14 protein-coding genes are annotated in these 13,372 nt (G+C 36.2%); all 14 read left to right on the forward strand.

What is annotated here, in order from left to right; genetic code table 11:
- The first annotated feature begins 66 nt into the window (after positions 1 to 66).
- Entirely contained in the window at positions 67 to 723 is a 657-nt protein-coding gene (locus ACWNMY_RS20095) for a flagellar biosynthetic protein FliO (protein WP_449540019.1), read from the forward strand.
- Positions 716 to 1,381 carry a flagellar type III secretion system pore protein FliP gene (gene fliP / locus ACWNMY_RS20100; protein WP_449540020.1) on the forward strand — a complete coding sequence of 222 codons (666 nt, stop codon included), beginning with the start codon at positions 716 to 718 and terminating at the stop codon, positions 1,379 to 1,381. Before ACWNMY_RS20095 ends, fliP begins: the two co-directional genes overlap by 8 nt.
- A gap of 16 nt (positions 1,382 to 1,397) precedes the next feature.
- Positions 1,398 to 1,667, forward strand: coding sequence for a flagellar biosynthesis protein FliQ (fliQ, locus tag ACWNMY_RS20105; RefSeq protein WP_449540021.1), 270 nt, complete (start codon positions 1,398 to 1,400; stop codon positions 1,665 to 1,667).
- 4 nt (positions 1,668 to 1,671) lie between these two features.
- Complete coding sequence (fliR, locus tag ACWNMY_RS20110) at positions 1,672 to 2,448, forward strand: flagellar biosynthetic protein FliR (protein ID WP_449540022.1); 777 nt, start codon at positions 1,672 to 1,674, stop codon at positions 2,446 to 2,448.
- Positions 2,449 to 3,531 (forward strand): flagellar biosynthesis protein FlhB, encoded by a 1,083-nt coding sequence (gene flhB / locus ACWNMY_RS20115; RefSeq protein WP_449540023.1) that lies wholly within the window; start codon positions 2,449 to 2,451, stop codon positions 3,529 to 3,531. It abuts the gene before it with no gap.
- A gap of 84 nt (positions 3,532 to 3,615) precedes the next feature.
- A complete protein-coding gene (gene flhA, locus ACWNMY_RS20120) occupies positions 3,616 to 5,652 on the forward strand; it encodes a flagellar biosynthesis protein FlhA (protein ID WP_449540024.1) in 2,037 nt (678 codons plus the stop codon).
- Positions 5,649 to 6,824, forward strand: a complete 1,176-nt coding sequence (gene flhF, locus ACWNMY_RS20125) for a flagellar biosynthesis protein FlhF (protein WP_449540025.1) — start codon at positions 5,649 to 5,651, stop codon at positions 6,822 to 6,824. Before flhA ends, flhF begins: the two co-directional genes overlap by 4 nt.
- Positions 6,821 to 7,696, forward strand: a complete 876-nt coding sequence (locus ACWNMY_RS20130) for a MinD/ParA family protein (protein ID WP_449540026.1) — start codon at positions 6,821 to 6,823, stop codon at positions 7,694 to 7,696. Before flhF ends, ACWNMY_RS20130 begins: the two co-directional genes overlap by 4 nt.
- Before the next feature lie 9 nt (positions 7,697 to 7,705).
- Positions 7,706 to 8,770, forward strand: coding sequence for a protein-glutamate methylesterase/protein-glutamine glutaminase (locus ACWNMY_RS20135; RefSeq protein WP_449540027.1), 1,065 nt, complete (start codon positions 7,706 to 7,708; stop codon positions 8,768 to 8,770).
- A 17-nt stretch (positions 8,771 to 8,787) separates the two neighbouring features.
- The gene (locus ACWNMY_RS20140) at positions 8,788 to 10,833 is read left to right on the forward strand and encodes a chemotaxis protein CheW (protein WP_449540028.1); all 2,046 of its coding nucleotides are present in this window, start codon (positions 8,788 to 8,790) and stop codon (positions 10,831 to 10,833) included.
- A 30-nt stretch (positions 10,834 to 10,863) separates the two neighbouring features.
- Positions 10,864 to 11,328: a chemotaxis protein CheW gene (locus ACWNMY_RS20145; RefSeq protein WP_449540029.1), complete on the forward strand. Its 465-nt coding sequence runs from the start codon at positions 10,864 to 10,866 to the stop codon at positions 11,326 to 11,328.
- 5 nt (positions 11,329 to 11,333) lie between these two features.
- On the forward strand, positions 11,334 to 11,972 hold the full coding sequence (locus tag ACWNMY_RS20150) for a chemotaxis protein CheC (protein WP_449540030.1): 639 nt from the start codon (positions 11,334 to 11,336) through the stop codon (positions 11,970 to 11,972).
- Positions 11,969 to 12,466, forward strand: a complete 498-nt coding sequence (locus ACWNMY_RS20155) for a chemotaxis protein CheD (RefSeq protein WP_449540031.1) — start codon at positions 11,969 to 11,971, stop codon at positions 12,464 to 12,466. The genes ACWNMY_RS20150 and ACWNMY_RS20155 overlap by 4 nt, the downstream gene beginning before the upstream one ends.
- A gap of 137 nt (positions 12,467 to 12,603) precedes the next feature.
- On the forward strand, positions 12,604 to 13,371 hold the full coding sequence (locus ACWNMY_RS20160; protein WP_449540032.1) for a FliA/WhiG family RNA polymerase sigma factor: 768 nt from the start codon (positions 12,604 to 12,606) through the stop codon (positions 13,369 to 13,371).
- The last annotated feature ends 1 nt before the right edge of the window (position 13,372 follow it).

A 13,372-nucleotide genomic window follows, 5' to 3' on the forward strand; every position in this document is an offset into this window, starting at 1 on the left:
ATTTCGTCACCGTTCCCTGTTTTCAGAGGGGTCGAATGTAAATCTTCCAGGAGAGTGGCAACAAAAGTGAATTTCATTAAAAAAGTTGTAATAGCCATACTATTTTTCCATGCCTTGCTTGTCACTTTTCCTGTACAAGCAGAAGATGGACAGATTGATAAAAGTGTACATGACAATTTCGGAAAGCAAGAAGAACAAACGAATAATAATGAGCAAGAGAACAATGTAGATGAGGTTCCAATTACTACTGCCGATGAACTGACAGCTGGGGATTTCTTCAGAATGATTTTTACGACCTTGTTTGTAATTGGGCTTATCTACTTATTACTAAAATTCGTTAACAAGAGAAACAAGTTATTTAATCAATATAAACATATTGAAAACTTAGGTGGTACAAGTTTAGGTACAAATCGATCAATACAAATGATAAAAGTAGGCGATCGAATTCTAGTCGTTGGGGTTGGAGATTCAATCCAGCTTTTGAAGGAAATTGAAGATACTGACGAAATTAATGAAATTATCGAGCAACACAATACATCATTAGAATCAATGATTCAGCCAAGAGATATTCTCAATCGTTTCCTTGAAAAAAGAAATGAAGCAAAGGAAAGCGAGAAACCTTTATTCTCCTCTGTTTTACAAAAACAGCTATCTGAACTAAAACAAGGTAGAAAGAAAATTGTCGAGCATTTAGAAAATAAGGAGTCTAGCAAGAATGAATGAATTTATGGAGTTTTTTAATACTAGCGCCCCTGAAAATGTATCGACATCGGTAAAAATGCTTCTTCTGCTAACTGTTCTCTCACTTGCACCTAGTATTTTGATATTAATGACTAGCTTCACGAGGATTATTATCGTTTTATCGTTTGTTCGTACATCATTAGGGACCCAGTCAATGCCTCCTAATCAAGTACTTCTAGGACTATCGTTGTTTCTAACCTTTTTTATAATGGCACCAACATTTAGTGATGTTAACGATCAAGCATTAACGCCGTTGTTTAATGAGGAAATCAATTTGGAAGAAGCCTATAATCGTGCGGCCACACCATTTAAAGAATTTATGAGCGTACATACCCGCCAAAAGGATTTAGAGTTGTTTTTAAATTATACAGGGGCAGAACGTCCTGAGTCTATTGAAGATATTCCATTAACAGCTTTAGTTCCAGCTTTTGCAATAAGTGAGCTTAAAACGGCGTTTCAAATCGGCTTTATGATTTTTATTCCCTTTCTCGTAATTGATATGGTCGTAGCAAGTATACTCATGTCTATGGGGATGATGATGCTACCTCCGGTCATGATTTCTTTACCATTTAAGATTCTTTTATTTGTCCTTGTTGATGGATGGTATTTAATCGTTAAATCCTTATTACAAACGTTTTAGAAGAAGGTGAACATTGTTGAGTCCTGAAGTAGTGATATCATTGGCAGAAAAAGGCGTATATACAACTTTGATGATATGTGGTCCACTATTGTTGGTAGCTTTAGTGGTAGGACTAATTGTCAGTGTGTTCCAAGCAACTACACAAATACAGGAACAAACCCTGGCATTTATCCCAAAGATAATAGCCGTATTGGTTGGATTAGTTTTCTTTGGACCGTGGATGCTTTCAAAGATGCTTGCTTATACACATGATATTTTTAGTAATTTAACGAGATTTGTAGGGTAAAAAAATGACAGAGGTCTATTCCTATCTTCCAGCTTTTTTGCTTGTATTAGTGCGAGTATCTAGTTTTTTCGTGACACTACCCTTGTTTTCTTATCGGACTCTTCCAGCAAGTCATCGGATTGGAGTCGCTTTTTTTGTTGCTTGGATTATGTTCTTGTCAATGAATAAACCAATCCTTCAAATTGATGGCTTTTTTTATATGTTGATAATAAAAGAGGCATTGGTGGGCTTGTTGATTGGCTTGATTGCCTATATGATTTTTGCTGCAATACAAATAGCAGGGAGCTTCATTGATTTTCAAATGGGGTTTGCTATCGCGAACGTAATTGACCCGCAAACTGGGGCACAGAGCCCCTTGATTGGCCAGTATTTATATACGTTTGCCTTATTGTTTTTATTAGCGATTAATGGCCATCATCTTCTGCTAGACGGGGTATTTTATAGCTATCAATTTGTACCAATGGAACAATTATGGATACCTTTTGGTAATGAGAATTTATTAGAGTTTGTTATTAAAGCATTTAATTCGATGTTTATTATCGCTTTTCAGATGTCAATGCCAGTTGTAGGTTCTCTATTTTTAGTTGATATTGCACTTGGTATTGTTGCTCGAACAGTACCACAACTTAACGTTTTTGTTGTTGGATTACCACTCAAAATAGGGGTTAGTTTTATCGTTTTAATAATTTCAATGTCTATGCTTTTTATGTTGGTAGGGAACTTGGCAGAAAACATGTTATATACGATGAGAGGACTTATGGAATTAATAGGAGGAAGCTAGATGTATTTTGTTCAACTAGACCTACAGTTTTTTGCAGGTGAAAAAACAGAAAAAGCCACTCCTAAAAAGCGTCAAGATACGAGGAAAAAGGGACAGGTTGCAAAGAGCGCAGATGTTAATACAGCGATCTTATTACTTGCAATATTTTTTACTCTGCTAGTATTTGGCGGATTTTTACTTGATCGTATCTTAGCAGTATTGAAGCATTCCTTTAGTCATTATTTGTCGATAACCCCGACCGAACAAAGTGTTCAAGAAATTTTTATTGAGCTTTCTTTAGAAGCTGCCATTCTTTTAGCGCCCATTATGGTTGTGGCACTATTAGCTGCAATTGCAGCTAATTTAATGCAAGTGGGTTTTTTATTTTCAACTGAATCGATTCAAATGAAATTAAATAAATTGGATCCTATCCAAGGTTTTAAACGAATTTACTCAATCCGTGCAATTGTTGAAATGATTAAATCAATATTGAAGATTGTCATTGTAGGAGGAGTAACATTTGCTATTCTTTGGTTTCGATTAGAAGATATCTTGTCTCTGTCACAAAAAAGTGTAGGTGCTGCACTAATAGTCCTTGCAAAACTGACAGTGCAAATGGGACTATTTGCTGCTGGTGCACTTCTATTTCTGTCATTTTTGGACTTTCTATATCAGCGCTTTGACCATGAAAAAAATATCAGAATGTCAAAACAAGATATTAAGGATGAATATAAAAAGACAGAAGGGGATCCACTCATAAAGTCTAAAATAAAGCATAAACAACGTGAGATGTCCATGCAAAGAATGATGCAAGAGATCCCAAAAGCAGATGTTATTATAACAAACCCTACTCATTTTGCCATAGCACTAAAATACGATGAATCAAAAATGGATGCTCCGTTTGTTGTCGCAAAGGGCGTCGATTTTGTAGCTCAACGTATAAAGGAAATTGCAAAAGAACATGAAATTACCACAATTGAAAATAGACCATTAGCAAGAGCACTTTACAGTCAGACCGAAATAGGAGATGCAGTCCCTGAGGAATACTTTAAGGCAGTAGCTGAGATTCTTGCGTATGTATACCGTTTAAAAGAAAGAATATGAAATTCAAAGTGAAAGATTGTACGAGGAGATTTAGTCTGCTACTCCTCAAATCCACATGAGTTACCACCGAAGGAGAGAAATACAATGAAAGCAAGAGATTTATCTGTTTTGTTAAGTGTTATCTTAATAGTTGCGATGCTGATCATTCCATTTCCATCATGGCTGCTAAGCATTTTAATTATTATAAATATTTCTCTTGCACTTTTAGTTCTCTTAACTTCTATGAACATGCAAGAACCACTTCAATTTTCAATTTTCCCATCATTATTATTACTCTTAACCTTATTTAGATTAGGGCTCAACGTTTCAACTACAAGATCTATTTTATCAACTGGAGAAGCGGGCGGGGTTGTTCACACCTTTGGAACCTTCGTTGTTGGGGGAAATGTTGTAGTTGGATTTGTTGTCTTTTTAATCCTCATTGTTATTCAATTTATTGTAATCACAAAAGGGTCTGAACGTGTATCTGAAGTTGCTGCACGTTTTACGTTAGATGCAATGCCCGGAAAACAAATGAGTATCGATGCAGACTTAAACGCGGGCATGATTTCCGAAAAGGATGCACGAGAACGCCGTGAGAAGGTATCTAGAGAAGCTGATTTTTACGGGGCTATGGACGGAGCTAGTAAATTTGTAAAAGGTGATGCAATAGCTGGGATTATTATCGTACTCATAAACTTAATTTTTGGTTTTATTATCGGTATGACACAACATGGGTTAGGGTTTCAAGAAGCACTTTCAAAATTCACACTCTTAACTGTAGGAGATGGTATCGTAAGTCAAATTCCTGCCTTATTAATCTCTACTGCTACAGGTATTGTTGTCACCCGTGCTGCATCAGAGGGTAATCTTGGTACAGACATCACAAAACAATTATTTGCTTATCCGAAAATGTTATATGTTACTGCCGGCACAATATTCTTACTAGGCTTATTCACACCAATACATGATTTGTTAACAATTTCGATTTCTGGCTTTTTAGCGGTTGGTGCATTTATGATTTCAAGAAATAAGGATCAAGAACTTCAATTGGAAACTGATACGGAGGAAGAAGTAGAGGTTGAAGATTTGAAAAGTCCAGAAAGTGTTGTCAATCTTTTAAATGTGGATCCTATTGAGTTTGAGTTTGGTTATGGCTTAATCCCGTTAGCTGATACAAACCAGGGTGGAGATATACTAGATCGAATTGTCATGATAAGGAGGCAACTCGCAATTGAGTTAGGACTAGTTATTCCTGTTGTCCGGATTCGCGATAATATTCAATTACAGCCTAACGAGTATCGATTAAAAATTAAGGGAAATGAAATGGCAAGAGGGGAACTGTTGCTCGATCATTTCTTGGCTATGAGTCCAGGCTACGAGGATGATTCAATTGAAGGTATTGATACAATAGAACCATCCTTTGGGCTACCGGCTAAATGGATATCTGATGATATAAAGGACCATGCAGAAATGCAAGGATATACAGTAGTTGACCCACCTTCTGTGGTATCCACACATATTACAGAAGTAATTCGAAGGAATGCACATGATTTACTCGGAAGACAAGAAACGAAACAATTAATTGACCATTTGAAGGAATCTTATCCAATTCTAGTTGAGGAAGTCACTCCCAATCCACTTTCTGTTGGAGAGGTCCAAAAGGTGCTTGCAAAATTGCTCAAGGAAAATGTCTCAATACGAAATCTTCCTGTTATATTTGAAACCTTAGCTGATTTTGGCAGAATGACAACTGATACTGATTTATTAACAGAGTATGTAAGGCAATCGCTCGCAAGACAAATTACTAATCAATATATTGTCCAAGGAGAGACTATGAAGGTAGTCACACTCTCAGGTAGAGTAGAAAAACACGTAGCTGATGGTGTTCAGCAAACTGAACATGGTAACTATCTGTCGATAGAACCTAGTGTTTCTCAGTCGATAATTGAATCAATCGCTAAGCAAATAGAAAGTGTAAGCATACAAGCGCAAGCTCCGATATTATTATGCTCACCAGCTGTTAGGATGTACGTCCGTCAATTAATAGAACGTTACTTTCCTCAGGTTCCTGTGCTTTCATATAATGAGCTTGAAGCAAATGTCGAAGTCCAAAGTGTTGGGGTGGTGAATATAGATTGAAGGTAAAAAAATATATTGCACCTTCTATGCCAGAAGCGATGAAAATGATACGTAACGAATTAGGCAGTGAAGCCGTTATTTTAAATTCGAAGGTTGTTCAAACTCAAGGAATTTTTGGCTTGTTTCGTAAAAAGAATTTTGAGGTAATTGCAGCCATAGATCCTGAGGTGCGAACTAAACAAAACGTTCAAAAGAAAGAAAAGGTTCCATTAACTCCGGTTTCTACTAGAAAGGCTAATGAAGAAATACCAGTTATTAAAGAACCTCAAAACATTCAATACCAAACAAAAAATCAGTATGAGACATCACCAGATATTCTAAAAGAAGTTCAAGAATTAAAAGAGGTAATGTTGGAGTTTTCTTCTGACATCGGACCTCTTGCAGAACCAATTCAGGATATAAATCGTTTGTTACGTAAACAGGAACTGAATTTTCGTATTCGAAGGGATATAATTTCACTACTATTGGAGAAATGGTACTCCTTATCAGAAAAAGCTTCTCATAAAGAAGTTTTGGAATGGACAAAAGAAATCATTGTTTCAAAAATTTCAAATGTAAAGTACGGAGGTTTGTCGTACAAGAAGAAGTTTATTAATGTGGTGGGACCTACAGGTGTCGGTAAGACAACAACCATTGCTAAAATTGCAGCGGATTGCATGTTAAAAGATAATAAAAAAGTAGCATTTATAACGACTGATACTTTTCGAATTGCTGCAATTGAACAATTAAAAACATATGCGAAAATTCTTGGTGCACCAGTAGAGGTATGTTATTCTTTTTCAGAATTTGAACAGGCAAGAAATAAATATATGGATTATGACGTTGTTTTCGTAGATACAGCCGGTAGAAATTTCCGAAATAAAAAATACGTAGAGGATTTAAATAACCTCATTCACTTTTCAAATGACATGGATACGTTTTTGGTATTATCTCTTACTTCGAAAATGGAAGACATGGAAGAAATTTATAATCAATTTTCAACAATTGCAATATCGAAGTTTATTTTCACAAAAGTAGACGAAACGAAAAATTATGGTGCGATGGTAAATCTAGTTGCCAATTCAGGTGTTGGTGTCGCTTATCTTACCAATGGACAAAATGTGCCTGATGACATTGTTGTTGCTTCCCCTTCATTAATCGCGAATACAATCCTTGGAGTCGATGAACTATGATAGATCAAGCTACAGCTCTTCGTAATAAACTCGCAATGATAAATAACAATCAAGAACAACCGAAGACAATAGCTGTAATCAGTGGAAAAGGAGGAGTAGGTAAGTCTAATCTGTCACTTAACTTCTCCATTGCACTTTCTAAATTCGGAAAAAAAGTATTGCTCTTTGATATGGATATAGGAATGGGTAATATTGACATTCTTATGGGGGTAACGGCCCATCATACAATCGTGGATCTATTTGAGAAGAATCTTTCCATACATGATTTGCTGATAAAGGGGACGGAAGGTATTGACTATATTGCGGGAGGGAACGGGTTACCTAACTTATTTAAATTAGATGATAAAAAGTCAGAGTATTTAATTGAACAATTGCAATTTGTTTTGAAAGACTATGATTACGTCCTTTTTGACATGGGAGCTGGGATGACTGAAGAGAATGTTAAATTCTTAATGGCCATGGATGAAATATTCATCGTAACTACACCAGAACCTCCTTCAATTACTGATGCATACTCTGCTATGAAATATTTATGTATGTTTGATCAATCAATTCCATTTTATCTACTCGTTAACCGTGCTGAAAGCGAAGCTGAGGGCTTTCAAACAATGAAAAGGTTAAAACAGGTTGTATTACAATTTCTAGTAAAAGAGATTAACACATTGGGTGTTTTATTAGATGATAAAACTGTCCAAAAGGCTGTAACTCATCAAGTGCCTTTTTTACTATATTCTCCCAAGTCATTGGTTAGTAAATCCCTACAGGAAATTTGTAAAAACTACTTAGAACAAAACAAGGTTCAAATAATTGACCAAAACCATCATGTATCCTTCATCTCAAAGCTGCAGCGATTCTTCGTGCGTGGTAGTTAGGAGCGACAAATGACAAAAACAAAGGTTCTAATCGTAGATGATTCGGCATTTATGAGAAAGCTTATTTCTAATTTTCTTGAAGAGGATTCACGTATAAATGTAGTGGGTACAGCAAGAAATGGGATAGACGCACTGGATAAAATTGAGAAGTTACATCCTGATGTCATAACATTGGATGTTGAAATGCCTGAAATGAACGGAATTGAAGCACTAAAGAGAATTATGAGTGAACACCCTCTTCCAGTTGTGATGTTATCGAGTACTACGAACGAAGGTGCTGATAATACATTACTTGCTATGCAACTGGGAGCTGTTGATTTTATTCAAAAACCTTCAGGTCCAATCTCTATGGATCTTCATCTGATAAAAAACGAAATTGTGGCAAAAGTGTTACATGCAAAGAAAGTTAATTTAGATTTATTAAAAAAGACACCAATTACAAAGAAATTCCCTACTAGTAGAGTCGTAGAATATAGTAAAATAGAACTAGTCGGAGGAAGGCATGTAAATAAAATCGTATGTATTGGTACTTCGACTGGTGGACCTAGGGCATTACAACAAGTACTTACGGCACTTCCTAAGAACTATCCTGCACCTATTGTTATCGTTCAGCATATGCCCCAGGGATTTACGAAATCATTGGCAACAAGGCTCGATAGCTTGTGTGAGATAACGGTAAAAGAGGCCGAAAATGGTGAAATCGTGAAAGCGGGAACAGCATATATTGCACCTGGTGGTTATCATATGAAGGTCAAAAAAATCGGTACTACACTTGCATTAAGCATAGATGATAGTGAAATTAGAAATGGTCATCGCCCATCAGTTGATGTGTTATTTGAATCGGTTTGTGAAATTAAGGGAATTCAAAAGATTGCAGTTATTATGACAGGTATGGGTTCTGATGGGGCTCATGGTTTGAAGAAACTCAAAGAATATGGACAAGTTATTTCCATTGCACAATCACAAGAAACCTCGATTGTGTTTGGTATGCCTAAGGCTGCGATTGAGACCAATTTAGTTGATAGAGTGGAAGCATTAGATAATATTGCAAGTACTGTACTAAGCCTTACATAAGTGAAGGAGAGTTAAGGATGGAATTGAACCAATACTTAGAGGTATTTATTGAAGAAAGTAAAGAGCATCTTCAGGCTTGCAATGAACATTTGTTGCAATTAGAAAAAGAACCTGAAAATATTACGATTGTTAATGAGATTTTTCGATCTGCACATACATTAAAAGGGATGTCTGCTACGATGGGGTATGAAGATTTGGCTAGTCTTACCCATCAAATGGAAAATGTACTTGATGGCATTCGTAATATGAAAATTAAAGTAACCCCTGCTCTTTTAGATGTTGTATTTAAAGCAGTGGACTATCTTGAAGAAATGATATTTTCAATTGCAGATGGTGGCGAAGGAAAGAAGGATGTTTCTGACGTTGTTTACCTGCTTAAAAAAATCGAGAATGGTGAAGAAATCTCAAATCAAGAGAATACCATGTCCACTAACCTACCAGTTGGAAATGAAAGTGAAAAAGTCAAAACGACTTATGATGACTTTGAATTAACGGTATTACATCAATCTAAAGAACAAGGATTTACCTGTTATGAAATAACAATTCGTTTACGTGAGGATTGTTTATTAAAGGCTGCTCGTGTATTTATGGTATTTGAGGTACTTGAGCAGGTTGGTGAAGTGATTAAATCAATGCCTTCAGTCGATCAACTTGAAGATGAGCAATTTCAGAGTGAGTTTAGTGTAACAATCGTTTCGAAGGAATCCTTACAAAATCTGAAAGAGCGCATATTAAAGGTATCTGAGATAGATAAAGTAGATATTACTGAACTTCTACTCCATTCATTGGATTCCCAAGTTAGTGAACAAATTCAAGTGAATACTGAAATGGCTCCTACTATTGAAGCTGAAAATGTTGAACAAAAGTCAGAAAATGAGAGCAAGCCTGCCAAAGCTTCAACCAAACACGGTGGCAATCAAAAGACAATTCGGGTGAATATTGAGCGGCTTGATATTCTAATGAACTTATTTGAAGAATTGGTGATTGATAGAGGACGTCTAGAGCAAATATCCAAGGATTTGGATCATTCGGAACTGCATGAAACAGTTGAGAGGATGTCGAGAATTTCTGGAGATTTGCAAAATATCATTCTTACAATGAGAATGGTTCCGGTTGAGACAGTGTTTAATCGCTTTCCAAGAATGGTGCGTCAATTGGCGAAGGATTTACAGAAGAAAATTGACTTGCAAATCATTGGTGCCGAGACAGAGCTGGATCGTACAGTAATTGATGAGATTGGAGATCCTCTCGTACATCTTTTACGAAATGCACTAGACCATGGAATCGAAACACCTGAGGTCAGATCACGTAACGGTAAGCCAGAAGAAGGTACAGTTGTGTTACGTGCATATCATAGTGGGAACCATGTTTTCATTGAAATTGAGGATGATGGCGCTGGAATTAGCAGGGATAAGATAATTAATAAAGCCATTTCCAAAGGTCTAATTACAGCTAAGGCAGCAGAATCTTTATCCGATAGCCAAGTATTTGATTTTATTTTTTCTTCGGGGTTTTCAACAGCTGAGAAGATTTCAGATGTCTCTGGACGTGGAGTGGGATTGGATGTTGTAAAAAATACAATTGAATCCTTAGGTGGTTCTATAACAATTAGTTCCACATTTGGGAAGGGCTCAACGTTTTCAATTCAGTTACCACTTACTCTATCTATTATTTCTGTAATGCTTGTTGAAGTTCAAGCAGAGAAATATGCAATCCCATTATCTTCAATAATAGAGACTGCAATTGTGAAGAAAGATGAGATACTTTACGCACATAATCAAAAGGTGATTGATTTTAGAGGAAAGGTTGTTCCGCTTCTAAATATGAAGGATATCTTCGATGTTCCAGCTCAGTCAGAAGAAGATAACTTATTATCAGTTGTTATCGTGAAAAAAGGTGATAAAGCTGCTGGTTTGGTCGTTGATTCTTTTATTGGACAACAAGAGATTGTATTGAAGTCGCTTGGTACGTATCTATCATCTGTATTTGCTATTTCCGGAGCAACGATTTTAGGTGATGGTCAAGTAGCCCTAATCATCGATTGTAATGCATTAATAAAATAAAGTTGTTCAAATGTGAAAGGGGAGATTACGATGTCTGAGGAAGCAGTTTCAATGTTAAAAGTAATTGTATTTTCACTTGAGAATGAGGAGTATGGAATTCCGGTAGCACAGGTGCGTTCAATTGAAAAGGTGCAGCATATTACTCGAGTACCAAGAACTGCGCCATTTGTTAAAGGTGTGATTAATTTAAGAGGAGTTGTTACACCTGTTATCGACTTACGGACTCGATTTGGTATTAGTGAATCAGTTTATACAGATAATACTAGAATCATTATTGTTGCAACAGAAGAACTCGAGGTTGGTTTAATCGTAGACACGGCCAATGATGTAATGGATATTCCTGTTGATTCAATTGAACCACCACCAGAAATAGTCGGCAGTGTTGAGATTGAATATTTAGATGGTGTAGCAAAGCTGGACAAAAGACTCCTTATTCTATTAAATCTTGAAAAGGTTCTAAATCCAGAGATTGTTACTGAAAAGGTTGACGGGTAGGAGCTATGTCGTTTTATCAAAAAATCGATTCAACTCATTTAGATATCTTAAAAGAAATTGGGAACATAGGAGCCGGACATTCTGCTACTGCACTCTCCAAACTCTTAAATCGGAAAATTGATATGACTGTACCGAATGTAAAAATTGTTTCCTTTGATGAAATGATGGATTTTACTGGAGGGGCCGATAATGTTGTTGCAGGCCTATTTCTCCGAATTGAAGGGGATGTTACAGGCAACATGTTCTTCATTCTACAACTACCTCAAGCCACCCAATTAATACAAGAATTAATTGGGGATGAAACATTCACTTTTTTTGGTGAAGCTCAGAATGAAATGGGGATATCAGCTTTTCAAGAAGTAGGGAATATACTGTCCGGGTCCTACTTAACTTCCTTATCTGATTTTACTCAACTGAATTTATTTCCTTCTGTACCCGGTTTTTCAATTGATATGGTTGGTGCAATTATTGGTTATGGGTTATTAGAACTATCTCAGGTGAGTGATTTTGCAATTGTTATTGACACAATAATAAATGAACCAGGCAATCAAAAAGAATCTAATATCAATGGCCATTTTTTATTATTACCTGACCCGGATTCATTCGATAAAATTTTCGCCGCATTAGGAGTTAACGACGCATGATTGAGAAAAGTGAGATTGTAAAAGTTGGGATTGCTGATATGAATGTTATCACTGTTCCAAGTTTAATCAGAACTTCTGGGTTAGGATCATGTGTAGGTGTAGTTATATATGACCAAGCTCGCAAGATAGCTGGATTGGCTCATATCATGTTACCCAGCTCTGTTTTACATAAAGGAACAAATTTAAATCCTGCTAAATATGCAGATACAGCTATTGAGGAACTTATTAGAAAAATAGTATATGTTGGCGGTAAAGCAGGAAGTTTAAAAGCTAAAATTGCTGGTGGAGCCCAGATGTTCCAATTCACTTCAGGCAGTGATATTATGAGAATTGGCCCACGAAATGTTGATGCAGTACTATCAGAGCTTAAACGCCTTAATATTACAGTTGTAGCCTCTGATGTTGGTGGTAGTAATGGACGGACAATTGAATTCAATCCCGGGACATCAATACTACAAATTCGTACAGTCAATCAAGGTATAAAAGAAGTGTAGAAAAAACAGTAACTTTACAGTTTTACATAAATCAAATAACAGATACGTGGGAGATCCCTCGTATCTTTCTTTTAAAAAAAGTTAATCTTAGTTATAGTCGAAAAAAATTAGAGTTTTGCATGTAGAGGAGGAGTAGAATGTCCAAAATAACATCCACCGATCATCAGGAATATTGGCAGAAGTGGATTGATTCACGTGACTCACATGCCGGAGATATGCTTGTTCGTAAGTATATGCCACTCGTTACATATCATGTTCAACGAATCTCAGCAACGCTTCCAAAAAGTGTGAGTAAAGATGATTTGAAAAGTTTAGGGATGATTGGATTATATGATGCACTTGAGAAATTCGATCCTACTCGAGATTTAAAATTCGATACGTACGCTTCCTTTCGAGTGAGAGGGGCTATACTTGATGGTCTGAGGAAAGAAGACTGGCTCCCAAGAAGCACAAGAGAAAAGTCAAAAAAGGTAGAGGCTGCAATCGAAAAATTAGAACAAAAATTAATGAGAAACGCGACCATTCAGGAAGTTGCTGAAGAAGTTCAGATGAGTGAACATGAGGTTTATCAAACAATAAATGAAGGTTTCTTTGCAAATGTCCTTTCCATGGACGATTATCAGTTTGATGACGACGGAAGTGATAAGTCAGCATTTTCTATAAAAGATAATACGACGTTAACACCTGAAGAGCATGTAGTGAAAAAAGAGATACTTACTCAACTAATTCGTGTAATTGACCAACTGAATGATAAAGAAAAGCTTATTATTAGCTTATTTTATAAAGAAGAGCTTACACTGACCGAAATTGGACAAGTAATGGGTTTATCGACATCTAGAATTTCTCAAATACATTCTAAAGCACTTTTTAAACTAAAGGATATCTTACAAAAACATATCCACTAAA

It is taken from the genome of Ferdinandcohnia sp. Marseille-Q9671 (assembly GCF_976954385.1).

Coding starts and splice junctions, on each gene's coding strand:
- fliP (WP_449540020.1), top strand. CDS start 716: ATGAATGAATTTATGGAGTTTTTTAATACTAGCGCCCCTGAAAATGTA.
- ACWNMY_RS20130 (WP_449540026.1), top strand. CDS start 6,821: ATGATAGATCAAGCTACAGCTCTTCGTAATAAACTCGCAATGATAAAT.
- ACWNMY_RS20145 (WP_449540029.1), top strand. CDS start 10,864: ATGTCTGAGGAAGCAGTTTCAATGTTAAAAGTAATTGTATTTTCACTT.
- ACWNMY_RS20140 (WP_449540028.1), top strand. CDS start 8,788: ATGGAATTGAACCAATACTTAGAGGTATTTATTGAAGAAAGTAAAGAG.
- ACWNMY_RS20135 (WP_449540027.1), top strand. CDS start 7,706: ATGACAAAAACAAAGGTTCTAATCGTAGATGATTCGGCATTTATGAGA.
- fliR (WP_449540022.1), top strand. CDS start 1,672: ATGACAGAGGTCTATTCCTATCTTCCAGCTTTTTTGCTTGTATTAGTG.
- ACWNMY_RS20150 (WP_449540030.1), top strand. CDS start 11,334: ATGTCGTTTTATCAAAAAATCGATTCAACTCATTTAGATATCTTAAAA.
- ACWNMY_RS20155 (WP_449540031.1), top strand. CDS start 11,969: ATGATTGAGAAAAGTGAGATTGTAAAAGTTGGGATTGCTGATATGAAT.
- flhA (WP_449540024.1), top strand. CDS start 3,616: ATGAAAGCAAGAGATTTATCTGTTTTGTTAAGTGTTATCTTAATAGTT.
- ACWNMY_RS20160 (WP_449540032.1), top strand. CDS start 12,604: ATGTCCAAAATAACATCCACCGATCATCAGGAATATTGGCAGAAGTGG.
- flhB (WP_449540023.1), top strand. CDS start 2,449: ATGTATTTTGTTCAACTAGACCTACAGTTTTTTGCAGGTGAAAAAACA.